The sequence below is a fragment of the Haloferax sp. AB510 genome (assembly GCF_024136985.1).
In the GTDB taxonomy this organism is placed as follows: Archaea; Halobacteriota; Halobacteria; order Halobacteriales; family Haloferacaceae; genus Haloferax.
In genome coordinates, this window is sequence record NZ_JAMYJY010000088.1 from 1 (window position 1) to 15,876 (window position 15,876).

Below are 15,876 nucleotides of genomic sequence, written 5' to 3' on the forward strand. Positions count from 1 at the left end.
CCTGCCCCCGAGTCGGCGAGGTCGCGGGGCCTGCCGCGCGACGACCCGGCGCTCCGCGTCCGTGCCCCCCGAACTCGGCGAGCGCGTCGCGGAACGACTCCTCGTCGAAGGCGGGGTGGGCGTCACCGTGCCTGTCGGTGGGAATCACGACCGTGTCTACGGGGGCCGTACCAAAGAAGGACTCGGCCGATTCGAACGGACGAGAACCGCTGTTTTCGGCGCGAAACACGCCGGAGCGGCCGACGTGGCGACCGCGCTACGTCCACCACTCGCTCCGACGCTCGTTGTACGTCGCGTTCCGGAACGGCTCTGGCTTTTCGTCGTCGGCCTCCGCGCCGAGGTAGTGTGCGGTCCAGTAGCCGACGTGCCAGCCGACAGCCTCGGTGTCGAGGTCGACGAGGATGACCCGATAGCTCCCATACGTCTCTAACGCGCCGTCCCCGTCCGGGTCGTAGCCGCTGGCGGCGGCACAGGAGACCGCGCCCGGGGCGCACGGCGAGGAGTCCGCAAAGGAGATACGAACCTCGGCGTCCGCCGGGTCGTCCACGTAGGTGTAGGTGAGGTTGTCGGGCATCCCCGGTGCGCCGTCGGCGAAGTAATCGAGGGCGTGACGGATCTGCTCGCGGGCCGCGTCGGGGTCCGAGGCGTTCGCGTCGTCGACGTAGACCGTGAAGTTCGGGTCGTCCCACGGGAACGCCTTCTCGGTCGCGTTCGTCCGCGGGAGCGTGTAGAGGATGCCCGTGGCGTTCATCAGGGCTGCGGGCTCGTCGCCGTGGGCGAGACCGAGCGTGTGGCCCAGTTCGTGTTCGATGATTTCGACCGTCGAGTCGTCGCTGAACCCGGTTCGGATGTAGACGGTCTCGGGGCGGTCAATCTGGCCGGCGCGGGTGATGTACGGCGCGCAGCCGACCGCGTCGGCCTGTCCGCTACACTCGGGGATGGTGTCGGAAAAGCGGACCACCATGTCCGGGTTGCGGGCGTCGGCGTCGACCTCGTAGTCGACCTCATAGCCGAGGTAGCGCGCGTCGTTCGCCTCCCAGAACGTCGTCGCCTCGGTCACGAGCGCGGCGTAGTCGCGGTCGTCGTTGGCTGCCTCGACGGCGACGACGACCGGTTCGGAGCCCCACGGACCGTAGCCGGAGGCCGGCGTGAACGTCTCTGTCGTCTCGGGCGTCGGCGACGCGGTAGGCGTTGCAGTCGCGGTCGCTGGCGGCGCCGTAGTCGAGACTGCGGTCGGCGGCGTTTCGGTAGTCGTGGCGGACGGAGCGGTCGTCGAAGTCGTCGCGTCGTCTCCCGGCGACACCGGCGCGGCACAGCCGGCGAGGACGACGAGCGCCGCGACGAGGAGGGTCGAACCGCGCATACCGAGACTGCGGTGGCGAACGGTCAAGAGCGTTTCCCGACGGCGCGACCCGACCGACAGCGCGGCCGCTCGGGCGTTCGAAAGCGGCTGAGAGGAGTAAGCCCCCTTCTGTTCGTCCCAGCATTCGGCTCAGCGTCCGCGTCCTTCTCGGGGCGAGCCCCGAGGGCGCGACGGGCGAACCCGACGCGCCGTCCGAACTACCTTCGCGGCGCGGACTTGCACCGGTGAGGATTCGCCGTTCCATCCGTTCTCGACCGTCAGAGATGGCGACGCCATCTCGCTTCCCTCTGCGGGTTAACTCCCTTCCCTTACGGGTCGGTTCGCACGCGGCCATGATGGCCGCGCCGGCGCCGGCGGGGCCGTCGCGCGCGCATCATCGGTCAAGTCGAGCGGTCTCGTTTCTGTTCCAGCGCCAGCCGTCTCCGACTCCGGGCTTGCGCCCGGTCACCCGTTCGGACGGTGGGGGGACTTTCCTCATGCCCATCTCGGGCACGGGAACTGGGCTCTCTCTGCCGACCTACCCTAGTCCGGTCGGTCGGATAAGCGGTTCGATTAACGGGGTCATACGCGGGTTTAGTCGCCCGTTATGTGGCACCGATTCTACATAACAACCCGATAACATTCGAGGGAAGCGTTGAAGTCACCACAGGACTTGGATGATAATATGTCCGAGGCGCAGACCGTACACCTCACCTACGAGGATGGGGCGCGGGCGGTCGAACTAGCGCGGGAATCGGTCGAATCGTACGTTCTTCACGGGCAGAGAGAGCAACCGGGCAGCATGCGCGACGCATTTTACGCCCGAACTGGGGCGTTCGTCCGCATCAAGTCGACACGTGGGCGCGGTCGACTGCGGGGTTGTGCGGGCGCATATCGGGGGAAAGACCAACTCGGTCACGCCATCGTCGACGCGGCCATCAAGGCCGCGTCGGGCGACTCGTGTCAAACCGAAATCGAAGCACCCGAACTCCCGAATCTGAACATCTCTGTTTGTATCGTCAACAATCACACGCTGACTAACGACCCAGTCGCCGACATCGAACTCGGCACCCACGGGGTCGCCATCGACGCCGGCGGCACCCACGGCTGGATGTACCCGACGCTCCCGATCGAACTCGGCTGGTCGAAAGAGGAGTTCCTCACGAACGCCTGCCGTAAGGCCGGCCTGTCGCCGCTGGCGTGGCAGGACGACGACACCATGATCACCCTGTTCGAAGGGCAGGTCTTCCGCGAGCGCGACGACGGCGGGAGCGTCGAAGCGCTGTAAGTCGTCGCGGCGACGACGCGACTCCTTGGGGGGAGAACCTAACTGGCGAGCGACGGCCCCGAGCGTCGCCGCAAAACGAGACCGCGTCTTACTCGTCGCCGAAGCCGACTAACTCGGCGTCCTCTCTGGCCCGCGTCGCGGCCGCGTCGATGTCGAAGTCGAACTCCGAGACGACCTCGCCGTCGCGGATGAGCGGTTCGAGGAGCGCCTCGCCGTCGGTCGGGCCGGGTCGCCCGCGGAGACCGACGTGGTGGCCGCCGTCGGCCGTGCGGTAGACCTCCTTTACGCCCGAGAGCTTGCCCCGCTTGGCCGCGGGTTCGCCGTTTACCTCGACGATGTCGAGCGCGAAGTCTACCGGATTGGCGTTGGAGATGTGGCCGCCGACGCCGAAGCCCTCCACCACGTCGCGGAGGTGCCGGAGTTCGGCCGGACCGAGGCCACCGCTCACGAAGATGCCCACGTCCTCGTGGCCGCGGGCGTCGAGTTCCCAGCGGACCTCGCGGACGATGTGGCGGAAGTCGCCGCGGCGCGAGGACGTGGTGTCGAGGCGGACACTGTCGAGGTCGTCGCCGAGCGTCTCGACCGCCTGCAGGACCTCCTCAGTCTCGTCGCCGTAGGTGTCACAGAGGGCGACTCGCGGCACGTCCTCGTCGACGGCCTCGTCGAAGGCGCGGAACGCCTCGGCTTGGTTGCCGCGCCCGAAGGCGATGAGGAGCGCGTGGGGCATCGTCCCCGACGCCTCCTTCCCGAGAATCTCGCCGGCGGCGACGTGCGAGAAGCCGTCGAGACCGGCGACGAGGGCGCTCCGCTCGACCATCGCGGCGATGGAGGGATGAACGTGGCGCGCGCCGAACGAGAGGACGGTCGAGTCGGGAGCCGCCGCGCGGGCTTCGAGGGCGGCCGTCGCACAGCCCGAGGCGTGCGAGAGAAAGCCGAGCAGCGAGGTTTCGAGCCGAGCGAATTCGAGGTAGTCGCCCTCGATTCGCATCACGGGGCCGCCGTCGAACAGCAGGCCCTCGGGCATGGCGTCGACGTCGATATCGTGGCCGGAGAGCAGTTCCGCGGCGTCTTTCACGCCGGCGAACAGCTCGAAATCACCGTCGGGGAACTGGTCGGCCGTCACCTCGGCGACGACGCGGGGGTTCTTGCCCGCGTGTCGGAGGGTCGCCTCGGTCCGCTCGAAGTAGGCGTCGGTCGCGACGCCGTCGCGGATGGCCTCGGGACCGACGATATCGAAGTCACTCATTGGCGCGGATTCCACCCGGCCGATGAAAAAGGTGTATAATCGGTCACGTGCGTCGAAGACGAATTCTCTTCAACGGGTCAGCAGACGGCAACGGCCGCGAAGTAGAGCGTCCCGTTCTTCCGGACGTAACTGGTGCTCGGCGACCACGGCCGGTCTTCGAGCGAAATCATCGAATCCGAGGCCAGCGCGTCGTCGAAGGCGGCCCGTTCGGCGGGGGTCAGCGACTCGTAGGCGACTATCTCCGCGTCGGCGGGAACGTCGTCGGCCGGGTCCACGTCGAGGTGCGGCGGACAACTGTTCGACCACGGAACGAGCGTCCCGGTGATGAAGAGGAAGGCCGCGACAAACAGGACGAGCAAGGAGGCGGCGAGCGCGAACTGGCCGAGCCGGCGGGACATACAGTCTGATGTCAGCTATAGCACAAGTGCTTTCTCCTACCTTCGCTCGTGAATCTCGTCCAACTGTTCCACCGTCGGCGCGTTGACGATGGTGACGGTGTCGCCGTCTCTCGTCACCCGATAGGCGTCTGCGAAGGGACCATCGTCGACGAGATAGGTGTTCTCACCCGCGTACGACCCGCCGAGGCGGAGCCTCAGTGTGTAGGTCACGTAGGCCCGCTCGAACTGCTCGGCGTCAGCCTCGGTGTCCCAGACCGTCCGCCAGACGTAGCCGCGCTCGTGGGGGTTCGCCTCGTAGGTCTCGTCCGACGCCGGGCGGTAGGGTACCACCGCGTCGCCGGCCCAGCCCTCAGAGGGACCGGCCGTGTAGTTGTACGGCGAGTACGCCCCGGTGTTCCGCTGGAGGTCGGTCCGGTCGATGGCGCGGTGCTTCCAGAACGTCGCGAAAATGGACGCCTCGCCGACCGTGTCGGCGACGGGGTCGGTGTCGTAGCGCGTCCACGTGGCCGACGACCGGTCTTCGACCGTCACCTCGACGGGCCGCTCGTCGGGGTACCGCTTCGGGTGGAGCACCTGCTCGGTCGAGGTCGGGCGGTCGGCGTAGGCGTCGTCGACGGCCGCCCAGCCGCCGCGCTCGCGCAGGTCCGAGACGAACGTCGGACCCTCGCTGTAGGGCGCGTAGATGGTGAGGAACACCGGATAGTCGAACGAACCGCTACCCGACCCGTTTCCGGAGGGCCGGGGGACGCAGTCCCACTCGGTCTCACAGCGCTCTTCGTACAGCCGGTCGACGTAGCGGGCGTCGCCTTCGACCAGTCCGTTCTCGGCGAGTTGGGCGTCCTGCGTCGGCGGCGAGCCGTCCAGTCCGAAGTGCTGGTCCTGCAGGGCGTGGACCAGTTCGTGGGCGAGCGTCCGCCGGTCGATGGTCGGCTGGTCGTCGTCGCTCACGATGACGATACGGTCCTCGGAGGGCGAGTAGTAGCCGAGCACCGCACCGCCGTACAGTTCGTCGAACACCTCGTCGATGGTTCGGTCCTCGCCGACCAACAACAGCGCCTCCCACACCTGGTCGTTCCAGTCGCTGTGGACCGGGTCGGACGACTCGTCGGACTCGGTTCGGTACTCGTCGCGGGAGATGACCTCGACCGGCACGGACTCCTCGAACTCCAGTTCGCGGACGACCTCGACGCGAGCCATCGTCCGGGCGACGAACGCCTCGCGCTCGGTCGCGTTCAGGCCGTCGGACTGGTTGACTGCGATGGACTCGTTGTACCAGTAGCCGCCCTCCCAGCCCAGCCGGTCGGTCGGCGGGTCGGCGGGCCATGACCAGTCATCGGTTGGAGGCGCAGACCCACCCGCCGCGTCCGGGTCGGCGACGGGGGCGGCACAGCCCGCGATGACGAGGAGAAGAGCGGAGAGAACGGTGGCGAGGCGGCGGCGATTCATAGCGGGTGCAGGGGAGGGAGAGGAAAAAGCGTCTCGTCGCGGAGGTTACGACGCGAGTCCCGGCCGGATCTCGTCCACATCAGCGGGTGCCGGCCCGTTGACGATGACGACGCGGTCGCCGGTGCGGACGACCCGGAAGGCGTCGTTGAACGAGCCGTCCTCGATGACGTAGATGCCGTCGTCACGCTGGGTGGCGTCGTGGGCGCTGAGGATGTTCAGGTAGGCGTCGTGGAACTCCTGTGCGTCGCCGTCGGTGTCCCACTCGGTCACCCAGACGTAGCCGTACTCGGTCTCCGCGCCGGCCTCGTTACGGTAGGGGAACAGGCGGTCGTTCGCCCAGCCGTTCGACGGCGCGGCGTCGTAGTTGTACGTGTCGTACTCCGAGGTCGTGTCGAGGATGGACTGAACGCGGACGGTCTCCGCGCCGGACGTGCGGGCCTGATACCAGAACATCGAGAACATCGACGCCTCGCCGACCGTGTCGGAGCCCTCGACGCCCTGTCCGGGGAAGGTGGTCCAGCCGTTCGTCCCCTCGTCGGCGAAGGAGATGGGACGCGGCGACTCGTCGGTCACGTGGATGGTCTGTTCGGAGGACACCGGCGGGTTGCGCAGGGCGTCGTTGACGGCCTCCCAGCCGCCCTGTTCGTACAGGTCGTGGACGTAGACCGGGCCGTCGGAGTACGGCTGGTAGATAGTGAGCAGGATGCCGAGGTTCGGGCCGCCGCCGCCCGACCCGCCGCCGGAGCCACCCGCGGCGGGCGTGACGACGCAGTCCCACGTGCCGGCCGCGCACTGGTCGACGTACTGCTGTTCGACGTATCTGGCGTCGCCCTCGACGATGCCGTCGATAGCGAGGTCGCCGTCCTGCGTCTCGCCGCGGAAGCGGGCGTCGGTCAGGTCGAAGTGCTGGTCCTGCAGGGCGTGGACCAGTTCGTGGATGAGCGTGGTGTTGTCGATGGTCGGCTCGCCGGTCGAGTCGGTGACGATTTTGATTTCGTCGTCGGACGGCGAGTAGAAGCCGAGGACCGAACTGCCGGTCGTCTCGGAGATGGCGCTCGCGCTTCCGGTTGATTCACCGGTAATGAACAGCGCCTCCCACACCTGGTCGTTCCAGCGGTTGAACTCGGAGTCGGCCGACCCGGATCTGTTGGCGCTGTCGCTCCGGTAGTCGTCGCGGGAGATGACGTTCACGGGGACGCGCTCGTCGAACTCCAACTGCCGGAGGTGTTCGACGCGGGCCATTCCGCGGGCGACGTACGCATCCATCTCGGAGTCGTTGAGGCCGTCGGACTGGTCGACGGCGATGGGCTCGTCGTACCAGTAGCCGTCCTCCCAGCCGAGTACGTCCCGGTCGGGGTCGGCGAATCCTTCTCTGTCCGGGTCGGGCGTCGCGGGCGGTGCGTCGCCGCCGGGCGCGGCCGTGGGAGCGGCACAGCCGGCGAGAACCAAGAGTAGGGCGGCGAAAACGGCGCGGAGACCGGGCGTTCGCATATCGTACCCTTGGACTCCGGAGTGAAGTACCTTGTCGGGTTCAGGCGTCGAATCGGGGCGGCGCGTACTGTTTTGGTCGTCCCGGGGCAACCGACGCGTATGGCACTCGACCCGAACCGAACCGCGGTGGTCGTCGTCGACATGCAGAACGGCTTTTGTCACCCCGACGGGAGCCTGTTCGCGCCGGGGAGCGAATCAGCAATCGAGCCCGTCACGGACCTCGTCGACGCCGCCCGCGACGCCGGCGCGCGCGTCGTCTACACCCGCGACGTGCACCCGCCGGAGCAGTTCGACGGCAACCACTACTACGACGAGTTCGAGCGCTGGGGCGAACACGTCGTCGAGGGGACGTGGGACGCCGACCTCCACGGCGACCTCGACGTCCGCGACGAGGACCTCGTCGTCGAAAAGCACACCTACGACGCGTTCCACCAGACGCAACTAGAGGGATGGCTCGACAGCCACGGCGTGGACGACCTGCTCATCTGCGGGACGCTGGCGAACGTCTGCGTCCTGCACACCGCTGGGAGCGCCGGGCTACGCGACTACCGACCGATTCTCGTCACCGACGCGCTCGGCTACATCGAAGCGGAACACAAGGAGTACGCGGTCGACCACGCCGACTGGCTGTTCGGCGAGACGACGACGCTCGCGGACGTGGCGTTCGAGTAGGCCGACGGTCCCGCCGGGTGCGGGCGGTGCCCTGACTCCGACCCCGACCCCGACGCTGACCGCGTTTTCGGCCGCGTCTCACTCCCGGAAGAGCCGGTACGCGCCCTGTCCGGTGGCGACGGCGTCGTTCCAGTCGCTCGACGGCGACTGCCGGGCGGCCACGTCCGAGTCCTCTTCCGGGTCGGTGCTGACAACGGTGATGGTGCTCACGCCGACCGAGCCACCCGCACGGACGACCTCGGCGACCGCGGTCAGGTCGCCCGACGCCCGCCGCAGGTAGTTCACGTTGAGGTTGATAGTGGCGACGCCGCCGGCGAGCGGGTCGTCGAGCATCGTCCGGAGGGCGATGCCGCCCGCGGTGTCGATGAGCGTCGCCGCGATGCCGCCGTGGATGGTCGGCGGCGACACGGTGTTGGTGAGCTTTTCGTCGTACGGGATGGTCATCACGATACGGCCGCGCTCGATGGCGTCGACGCGGGTGTTGAGCCACGACAGGTAGCCGTGTTCGTCCTCGATGTGCCGCTGGACGATTGCCGCGGCCTCGGCGGGAAAGTCGTCGGACATGTCACGAACGAGTGTGTCAAATGGCATGTAACCGACGGTCGGTGTCGGGACGCGTCAGACACTCGTCAGTCCGGTATCACGTGAGATATATACAGGTTCCCGAACTGATACTGGTATGAGCGATTCCCGCGTCGTCCTCGTCGACGAGTGCCCGGACGGCCTCGTCGAGGCTGTCGAGCGACGCGGCTTCACGACCGAGATGTGTGCGGAAGACGCGGTGTTCGACGCCCTCGACGACGGGGTCGCCGGCGTCGTCCGCTGCGGCGACGTCGACACTGGGTTCGTCTCCCGCGTCCGCGACCGGGTCGGCGTGGTCCCGGTCTTTTTTCTCGTCACCCGAGGGGCCGCGAGCGCCAGCGGGTCGGCCCACGGGAGCGGAGCTATCGTCGTCAGCCTGCCGAAGACGAAGAAAGCGGCCGCCGCGGTCGCCGCGCGAATCGAGCGCACCATCGAGTTCTCTCGGTGGGCGTCGAGCGGGCGGGACTCGAACTCGTTGTATCGGACCGTCGTCGAGCAGAGCCACGACGCCATCTTCATCGCGCAGGACGGCGACTTCCGCTTTTGGAACCGCCGGCTGACCGAACTCACCGGCCGAAGCGACGACGAACTCGCCGAGACCGCGCTCCTCGACGTCATCCATCCCGACGACCGGGAGAAGGTCAGCCGTATCTCCGAGACGCGGCGGCGGGGCGGCGACGCGCCCGTGAGCTACGAGGTCCGCCTCGTCGACGCCGATGGCGGCGTCCACGAGTGTGCGGCGAACGTCAAGGACATCGAGTATCACGGTTCGTACGGCGTCCTCGTCTCGATGCGCGACGTGACCGAACAGCGCGCGACGGAGGCGCAGTTCCGCGGTCTCGTGGAGCTGGCGCGGGATCTCGTGACTCTCGTCGGGACCGACGGGCGAATCAGGTACCAGAGCCCCTCCGTCACCGACGTCCTCGGGTTCAACCCCGGCAAGCTGGTCGGAAAGCCCGTCTCCGACCTGATTCACCCCGACGACTGGGAGCACGTGAAGGCCGTCTTCGAACACGCGCTCCGGACGGGGGCCGACGGGACCGAGGCCGTCCGGTACCGCCACCGGAACGCCGAGGGGTCGTGGACGTGGCTCGAATCCGTGGGGAGCAACCAGGCGGACACCTCGGTCGGCGGGTTCGTCGTCACCTCGCGGAACGTGACCGAACAGCGGAGCTACGAACAGCGGCTCAAGCGGTACGAGACCATCGTCGAGAGCATCGGACAGGGTGCGTACGTGGTCGACGAGGCGGGCGTGATCCAGTTCATCAACGAGACCGCGCTGTCGCGGACGACCATCCCCATGTCGGCGTTCGTCGGCCGACACATCTCCGCGCTCCGCGACGCCGGCTATCTCGCCGCCGAACACTACGAGTGCGCCGAGGCCGCCCTCGACGCCGTTCTCGACGGCGAGAGCACCCGCGAGCGGTTCGAAATCGAACTGTCGCTTCCCGAGAAGAACTACGTGGTCGAGTTCACCGTCTCGCCCATCGTCGGCGACGACGAGGTCGAGGGTGCGGTGGGCATCTCGACGGACGTCACGGCGCGAACGCGGTACGAACAGCGACTCAACGCACTCCACGCCTCGACCCGGCGGCTGACCGGGGCGACGAGTCGCGAGGAGGTCGCCGAAATCGTCCGCGAGGCCGCCACGGAGGTCCTCAACTACGCAATTAGCGGTGTCCTCCTGTACGACGAGTCGCTAGACGCGCTCGTCCCGACGGCGTTCACGGACGAGGCGTGGGCGGTGTTCGGCGACGTGCCGCCGATTCCGCGGGGGGCCGGTCTGACGTGGGAGGTGTTCGAGCGCGGCGAACACAACCTCTACCGGGACGTGGGCTCGAACCCGCGGCGGTTCGTCCTCGACGCCGGGGTCAAAGAGGAACTTATCGTCCCGATTCCCGACCACGGCGTGTTCTTCGTCGCCTCTCTCGGCGATGACTCGCTGGCCGACCAGCGAATCGCGCTGGCGAAGGTGCTGGCCGCCAACACCCGCGCGGTCTTGGACCGGGTCGAGCGCGAACAGCAGCTACGTCGGCGCGAGCGCGAACTCGCCAGCCAGAACGAGCAGCTCGAATCGTTCGCGTCGGTCGTCTCCCACGACCTCAAGAACCCGCTGAACGCGGCGATGGGCTATCTCGAACTCGCCCGCGAGCGGTACGACGGCGACGAGTTGGACCGGGTCGCGACCGCCCACGAGCGGATGGCCGGTATCGTCGAGGACGTGTTGGCGCTCGCGCGCAACGGCCAGACGGTCGAGGAGGCGGAGCGACTATCGCTCGGGTCCGTCGCCGAGGCGGCGTGGACGACCGCCGCGAGCAACGCGCCGGAAGCGACGCTCGTCGTCGACGGCGACATCGCGGTCGACGCCCACCGTGGACGGCTTAGACAGCTCCTCGAGAATCTCTTTTCGAACGCCATCCGCCACGGCGGCGACGACGTGACCGTCAGTGTCGGCCCCCTCGCCGACCGCGACGGGTTCTACGTCGAAGACGACGGCCCGGGAATCCCACCGGACGAGCGTCCCCGCATCTTCGAGGCGGGCTACACCACGAGTTCCGAGGGGACCGGCTTCGGACTTAGCGTCGTCATGAGCGTCGTGAACGCCCACGGCTGGAGCGTCTGGTTCGTCGAGAGCGACGAGGGCGGCGCGCGGTTCGAAATCACGACCGAAAGCAACCGCTGACGGCCCCGAAAACAACCGCTGACGGCGCGGGAGTGTCGCCGCCGACGGCAATACTAATTGGCGGTCGTCCGAACGGAGCGCCATGGAAACCCCAGACGAGACGACGGTCCGCGCGGTAGAGTCGTGTCGGGACACGCTCCCGGAGACCGTCGACGGCGGGCGGGTGCTGTTCGGGTTCGACGGCTACATCGACCGCGTTCGGGAGTTCGTCTCCGAGCGGCAGTCGGCCGACGCCTACGAGCGGGTGCCGACGCTCGAAGCGTTCGCCGACCGCGTGAACGACTCGGTCGAAGCCGAGAGCTCCCTCTCTTTCGAGTGGCTTCAGGCGAACGTCCGAACCGGCGGACACGTGAGTCACCTCGCCCGCGCGTTCGACCGAATCGGGTTCGAGCCCGGGGTCGTCGGCTGTCTCGGCGACCCGGTCGAAGAGCCGTTCGTCGAGGAGTTCGGCCACCTCCCGCTGGAGACGCTCGGGTCGCCCGGCTACACCGATGCCGTCGAGTTCGACGACGGGAAGCTGATGCTCACCGAAATCGGCGCGCTGATGACGCTCGACTGGGCCGGAATCGAGTCGCGGGTCGGCCTCGACCGACTGGCCGAACTGGTCGACGGGACCGAACTCGTCGGGATGGGCTACTGGTCGGAGATGCCCGAGCTACCGGACGTGGCGCGCGGCCTCCGCGAAGAGCTGTGGCCGACACTGTCGGACCCGCCGGAGACGCTGCTGTTGGACCCCGGCGACCTCAGAAAACGGGAGCCGGAGGTGGTCGCCGCGGGCGTCGAACAGGTGTCCGCGCTGGACGACGCGGTTCGCGTCGTCGCGTCGGCGAACCGCTACGAGACGCGCTATCTCGCGCGGTTGGCGGGCGTCGAGAGCGACGACTTCGGCCGCGAGTCGCAGGCGGCGTTCGACCACCTCGGCGTCAGCCGCTTCGCGGGCCACGGCATCGAGGAGGCGCATCTCATCGATGACGAGGGGGCCGCGACCGTCGGCGTCCCCCGGACGGACGACCCGGTGTTGACGACGAGTTCCGGCGACCACTTCAACGCCGGCCTCGCGCTCGCGCACGTCCTCGACCTCGGCCGCGCGGAGTCTCTCGTCGTCGGCAACGCCGTCGCGGGCCACTTCGTCCGAAACGGGTCGCCGCCGACGTACGACGAGGTCCGGACGTTCGCCTCGGAGTACCTCGATTACTTCGACGCCGCTTAAATACCGATTGTCCACACAAGGGTCAGATATATTACTAGAATCGACGTACCGATATGCGTCGGTGGCACCCCCCACACGGGCGCACCGCCGGAGAGACCGCAGGTCGCCTCCATCGCGGTTCACTATCGACACCACCGTGGCAATCCGCGCCCGATTGCCACATCCCCACCACGGTCCCGTTCTGACGCGTCGTCGGCTCTTCACTCGGACCGCGAGTCGCGCTCGATGTCGTCGATATCGTCTATCGCCGAGCCCACGAGGTGCCGAAGCGCTCGCCGAAGTCGTTGCGAGAGCGCCTGTTCGGTGATGCCCAACCGGCTCGCGATGTCGTCGAGGCCGGTCTCTTTCGGCGTCTCGAAGTAGCCCCGTTCGAAAGCGAGCCGAAGCGCCGCGAGTTGCTTTTCCGAGAGGTCGCTGTCAGGCGGGTGGCGCTCGTCGAGGCGAGCCGGTTCCACCCGGCGCACGTCGATGTCGATGTCGCGGGAGAGACACGCGTCGTGGAACCGGGTCGTCAGCTCGTTCGACGCGAAGTACACCGACAGCGACCAGCCGTACCTCGTGCCGACCATCCGCCGGACGATGCCGTCGCACTCGCGAATCGCCGAGATGATATCGCCCTCGTGAGTCGCCCACTTACAGCGGTAAAGTCGTCCCTCGGGGCCGTCGGAGACCGACTCGAAACACTCGATGTTCACGTGGTCGTCGAGGAACTCGTCGAGCGCCTCGCGGTCTCTTCCGCGGGCCACGAAGTAGGGAACCGGTTCGCCCGACACCGGGATACCGCCGACGAACGTGAGTTCGAATTCCGGGTCTTCGAGCGTCGCATCGGGGGACGCGCCGACCAGTGGGTGGCCGAGTTCGACCTCGTACCCGGTGTCGCGGTCGTCGGTCATCGCGGCGCGGAGACGGCGGCGTCGAAGACCGAAACGACGGTGCACGTTCGTATATCGAGTCTCACAAACAAGGAAAAATACGGACGAGCGAAGGATATTTTTTGCGGAGACTCGTCCTTTCATAGTAAAGGGATTTAAGAACTGGCCCCAAAATAGAGGTGTTCGGTCGGTCGCCTCCGGGCGGCGCGCTCGTGTTAGTAGTAAATCATTTCTGTCGAATCAGTCGAGGCGCAGCGGGTCGTCGCTGGGCCGAATCGCGACCGACACCTCGTCGCCGACGGCGAAGTCGTGGCCGGGGCAGACGATTTTGGTTCCGAAATCGACGCGGGACGCGAATAGTGACAGCCCGTTGACTTTCTCGCCGTCCGCGAGCACGTCGAAACCGGCCCACGGAACGTCCCGACCGGCGGTCCGACCGACCGGCTCGCCGAAGAGCGACAACGACTGTTCGTCTCCGACGGGCGAGAGCGTGCCCCCGAACCCGTAGTGGGCGAGACCGCCGTCGAGGACGACGCCCTCGTCGCTGGCGAGGCCGACGAACTCGTCGGGACCGACCCCCGCGTCGGCGCGGTCCGGGGCATCGAGAACGACGAACGTCTCGGCCGTCTCGACGACGGTTCCCGTCCCGTCCCAGTCGAGCGGCGAGACGGTCACGTCGGGCGAAACCGGGAGCGACCCTTGGGCGCGGTGGTGGTTCGCGTCCGTCGGGCGGAAGCCGAGATGGACGTGGTTTGCGACCCACGGAGCGAAAAAGCCGGAGCGGACCAGTCGCCCGAGCGAGTCGCCGACGGCGACCTCGTCGCCCGCGTGGACGCCGGGGTCGACGTGGAGGATGCGCGCGACCAGCCCCTCGCGCGGGTCGTCGGCGGCGTCGCCGAGCCAGTCCAGTCCGGTTGCGTCGGCATCGACATCGACGAGAATGAGGTACTCGTCGTCGTGAGCGTAGGGTTTGTCGGGCGCGCGGACGGTCCGCGTCTCGCGGACGACGCCTGCGACGGGTGAGCGGGCCACCGGGTCGTCGTCGGCGACGTAGAGGTCGATTGCACAGCCGCTGTCGTGGGCGGGATACGGCGAGTTGTAGAGCGAGAAGCGCTCGAAGCGCGAGAGCATCGACCGCGGCAGTCGCAGCATGGTCGTCGGGACGGGACGGGTGCGCTTAGGTACGTCGGGGTGGTTCTCTCGGACATGCGCGTCATCCGCGGCCGCGGGCCCGACCGAGACGCAGACCGGGCGGTCACCGCGGCCATGCTCCGCGAGGCGGGCGAAACGGGCGAACCGGCCTTCCGAGCGTGGACACCGCACCGTCAGCTCGCGTTCGGCAGGCGCGACACCCGGGCTCCGCGGTACGACGAGGCCGTCGCCGCCGCCGAGGAACGCGGCTTCCCGGCCATCGAGCGCTCCGTCGGCGGCCGCGCGGTGGCCTACACGGGAACCACCGTCGCGTTCGCCCACGCGCTCCCGCTCGACGACGCACGGACCGGACTCGACGCGCGGTACGAGGCCGGAACGACCGCCGTCGTCCGCGCCCTGCGAACTCTCGGTGTCCCCGCGCGGCGGGGCGAACCTCCGAAGTCGTACTGTCCCGGCGACCACTCGGTCCAAGCGGGCGGAAAGCTCTGCGGCATCGCCCAGCGGGTCCGCAAGGAGAGCGCGCTCGTCTCCGGCGTGGTCGTCGTCTCCGACCGCGACGAGATAGCCGACGTGCTCGCGCCCGTCTACGAGGCCATCGAGATCCCTTTCGACCCGGATTCGGTGGGCAGCGTCGCCGACGCCGGAGGGCCGGGAAGTCCGGACGCGGTCTGCGACGCCCTCGAAGCCGTCTTCGTCGGCGACGCGGACACCCGAGTCGAAGACGCGGCGGCCCTCGCGTGAGCGACTCCTGGCGGTAGCGACGACGGCCCAACGCAGCCCGACGCAGTCATTCCCCGAACCGCCGCCGCTCCCCCAATCGCCACCACTACCCGAACCGCCGGACTTAGCACCCGGCGCGTCGCACCCCCTCGTATGCGAATCGAGAACGCGACGCTGGCCGACGGCCGCGTGGTCGATGTCCGCGTCGAGGACGGGACCGTCGAGGCGGTCGGCGACCTCGACCCCGTCGCCGACGAGGAGACCGTCGACGCCGAGGAGAACCTGCTTCTACCGGGCGCTATCGACGTGCACGTCCACTTCCGCGAACCGGGGTTCGAGCACAAAGAGACGTGGGAAACGGGCGCGCGGAGCGCCGCCGCGGGGGGCGTGACGACCGTCGCCGACCAGCCGAACACCGACCCGACGACGACCGACGGCGCGGGCTTCGACGCGAAGGCCGAGCGCGCCGCGACGTCCTGTATCGACTACGGCATCAACGGCGGCGTCACCGCCGACTGGGACCCAGACAGCCTCCTCGACCGCCCGCTTTTCGCCCTCGGTGAGGTGTTCCTCGCCGACTCGACCGGGGACATGGGCATCGAGGCCGACCTGTTTTCCGAGGCCGCGGAGCGCGCCGGCGAGGCGGGCGTCCCCGTCACGGTCCACGCCGAGGACGCCGACCTGTTCGACGAGTCCGCCATCGAGGGCGACCTCGGTGGGGTCGGCCACGACGCCGACGCCGACGCGTGGAGCGCCTACCGAACCGCTGAGGCC

The 15,876-nt window shown here is 68.2% G+C and carries 14 protein-coding genes and 1 other RNA gene; 6 read left to right on the top strand and 9 right to left on the bottom strand.

Annotation, left to right across the window (positions count from 1 at the left end; genetic code table 11):
• Positions 1 to 256: 256 nt before the first annotated feature.
• Together NKF06_RS15340 and rnpB are read right to left on the bottom strand one after the other, a co-directional pair.
• Positions 257 to 1,363: a matrixin gene (locus NKF06_RS15340; protein WP_253245891.1), complete on the bottom strand. Its 1,107-nt coding sequence runs from the start codon at positions 1,361 to 1,363 to the stop codon at positions 257 to 259.
• 85 nt (positions 1,364 to 1,448) lie between these two features.
• Positions 1,449 to 1,877, bottom strand: an RNA gene (gene rnpB / locus NKF06_RS15345) — RNase P RNA component.
• A gap of 150 nt (positions 1,878 to 2,027) precedes the next feature.
• On the opposite strand from rnpB, the gene NKF06_RS15350 reads away from it, so the two are divergent.
• A complete protein-coding gene (locus tag NKF06_RS15350; RefSeq protein ID WP_253245892.1) occupies positions 2,028 to 2,630 on the top strand; it encodes a TIGR00296 family protein in 603 nt (200 codons plus the stop codon).
• Positions 2,631 to 2,718: 88 nt separating this feature from the next.
• On the opposite strand, the gene NKF06_RS15355 is transcribed toward NKF06_RS15350, so the two are convergent.
• From NKF06_RS15355 to NKF06_RS15370, 4 genes are all read right to left on the bottom strand, one after another.
• On the bottom strand, positions 2,719 to 3,876 hold the full coding sequence (locus NKF06_RS15355; RefSeq protein ID WP_253245893.1) for a nicotinate phosphoribosyltransferase: 1,158 nt from the start codon (positions 3,874 to 3,876) through the stop codon (positions 2,719 to 2,721).
• A 77-nt stretch (positions 3,877 to 3,953) separates the two neighbouring features.
• Positions 3,954 to 4,274, bottom strand: a complete 321-nt coding sequence (locus tag NKF06_RS15360) for a hypothetical protein (protein ID WP_058825982.1) — start codon at positions 4,272 to 4,274, stop codon at positions 3,954 to 3,956.
• Positions 4,275 to 4,310: 36 nt separating this feature from the next.
• The gene (locus NKF06_RS15365) at positions 4,311 to 5,720 is read right to left on the bottom strand and encodes an Hvo_1808 family surface protein (RefSeq protein WP_253245894.1); all 1,410 of its coding nucleotides are present in this window, start codon (positions 5,718 to 5,720) and stop codon (positions 4,311 to 4,313) included.
• 45 nt (positions 5,721 to 5,765) lie between these two features.
• On the bottom strand, positions 5,766 to 7,211 hold the full coding sequence (locus NKF06_RS15370; RefSeq protein WP_253245895.1) for an Hvo_1808 family surface protein: 1,446 nt from the start codon (positions 7,209 to 7,211) through the stop codon (positions 5,766 to 5,768).
• A 99-nt stretch (positions 7,212 to 7,310) separates the two neighbouring features.
• Here NKF06_RS15370 and NKF06_RS15375 point away from each other — a divergent pair, with 99 nt between their 5' ends.
• Positions 7,311 to 7,883 carry an isochorismatase family cysteine hydrolase gene (locus NKF06_RS15375; protein WP_058825985.1) on the top strand — a complete coding sequence of 191 codons (573 nt, stop codon included), beginning with the start codon at positions 7,311 to 7,313 and terminating at the stop codon, positions 7,881 to 7,883.
• Between the two features lie 78 nt (positions 7,884 to 7,961).
• On the opposite strand, the gene NKF06_RS15380 is transcribed toward NKF06_RS15375, so the two are convergent.
• Positions 7,962 to 8,447, bottom strand: coding sequence for a PaaI family thioesterase (locus NKF06_RS15380; RefSeq protein ID WP_172795738.1), 486 nt, complete (start codon positions 8,445 to 8,447; stop codon positions 7,962 to 7,964).
• A 115-nt stretch (positions 8,448 to 8,562) separates the two neighbouring features.
• Here NKF06_RS15380 and NKF06_RS15385 point away from each other — a divergent pair, with 115 nt between their 5' ends.
• Positions 8,563 to 11,148, top strand: coding sequence for a PAS domain S-box protein (locus tag NKF06_RS15385; protein WP_253245896.1), 2,586 nt, complete (start codon positions 8,563 to 8,565; stop codon positions 11,146 to 11,148).
• Between the two features lie 82 nt (positions 11,149 to 11,230).
• A complete protein-coding gene (locus NKF06_RS15390; RefSeq protein WP_253245897.1) occupies positions 11,231 to 12,358 on the top strand; it encodes a hypothetical protein in 1,128 nt (375 codons plus the stop codon).
• A 200-nt stretch (positions 12,359 to 12,558) separates the two neighbouring features.
• Here NKF06_RS15390 and NKF06_RS15395 read toward each other — a convergent pair whose 3' ends face one another.
• Both NKF06_RS15395 and NKF06_RS15400 read right to left on the bottom strand, forming a co-directional pair.
• Positions 12,559 to 13,251 carry a helix-turn-helix domain-containing protein gene (locus tag NKF06_RS15395; protein ID WP_253245898.1) on the bottom strand — a complete coding sequence of 231 codons (693 nt, stop codon included), beginning with the start codon at positions 13,249 to 13,251 and terminating at the stop codon, positions 12,559 to 12,561.
• Between the two features lie 219 nt (positions 13,252 to 13,470).
• Positions 13,471 to 14,382: a hypothetical protein gene (locus NKF06_RS15400; protein ID WP_253245899.1), complete on the bottom strand. Its 912-nt coding sequence runs from the start codon at positions 14,380 to 14,382 to the stop codon at positions 13,471 to 13,473.
• Between the two features lie 54 nt (positions 14,383 to 14,436).
• Here NKF06_RS15400 and NKF06_RS15405 point away from each other — a divergent pair, with 54 nt between their 5' ends.
• Complete coding sequence (locus tag NKF06_RS15405; RefSeq protein WP_253245900.1) at positions 14,437 to 15,123, top strand: lipoate--protein ligase family protein; 687 nt, start codon at positions 14,437 to 14,439, stop codon at positions 15,121 to 15,123.
• Positions 15,124 to 15,255: 132 nt separating this feature from the next.
• A partial coding sequence (locus NKF06_RS15410; protein WP_253245901.1) for an amidohydrolase family protein occupies positions 15,256 to 15,876 on the top strand: 621 nt, incomplete at its 3' end.

Excerpts from the sequence above, each read along its gene's own strand:
- NKF06_RS15385 (WP_253245896.1), top strand. The coding sequence starts at position 8,563 with ATGAGCGATTCCCGCGTCGTCCTCGTCGACGAGTGCCCGGACGGCCTC.
- NKF06_RS15350 (WP_253245892.1), top strand. The coding sequence starts at position 2,028 with ATGTCCGAGGCGCAGACCGTACACCTCACCTACGAGGATGGGGCGCGG.
- NKF06_RS15405 (WP_253245900.1), top strand. The coding sequence starts at position 14,437 with ATGCGCGTCATCCGCGGCCGCGGGCCCGACCGAGACGCAGACCGGGCG.
- NKF06_RS15400 (WP_253245899.1), bottom strand. The coding sequence starts at position 14,382 with ATGCTGCGACTGCCGCGGTCGATGCTCTCGCGCTTCGAGCGCTTCTCG.
- NKF06_RS15380 (WP_172795738.1), bottom strand. The coding sequence starts at position 8,447 with ATGTCCGACGACTTTCCCGCCGAGGCCGCGGCAATCGTCCAGCGGCAC.
- NKF06_RS15365 (WP_253245894.1), bottom strand. The coding sequence starts at position 5,720 with ATGAATCGCCGCCGCCTCGCCACCGTTCTCTCCGCTCTTCTCCTCGTC.
- NKF06_RS15355 (WP_253245893.1), bottom strand. The coding sequence starts at position 3,876 with ATGAGTGACTTCGATATCGTCGGTCCCGAGGCCATCCGCGACGGCGTC.
- NKF06_RS15360 (WP_058825982.1), bottom strand. The coding sequence starts at position 4,274 with ATGTCCCGCCGGCTCGGCCAGTTCGCGCTCGCCGCCTCCTTGCTCGTC.
- NKF06_RS15395 (WP_253245898.1), bottom strand. The coding sequence starts at position 13,251 with ATGACCGACGACCGCGACACCGGGTACGAGGTCGAACTCGGCCACCCA.
- NKF06_RS15375 (WP_058825985.1), top strand. The coding sequence starts at position 7,311 with ATGGCACTCGACCCGAACCGAACCGCGGTGGTCGTCGTCGACATGCAG.
- NKF06_RS15370 (WP_253245895.1), bottom strand. The coding sequence starts at position 7,211 with ATGCGAACGCCCGGTCTCCGCGCCGTTTTCGCCGCCCTACTCTTGGTT.
- NKF06_RS15390 (WP_253245897.1), top strand. The coding sequence starts at position 11,231 with ATGGAAACCCCAGACGAGACGACGGTCCGCGCGGTAGAGTCGTGTCGG.
- NKF06_RS15340 (WP_253245891.1), bottom strand. The coding sequence starts at position 1,363 with ATGCGCGGTTCGACCCTCCTCGTCGCGGCGCTCGTCGTCCTCGCCGGC.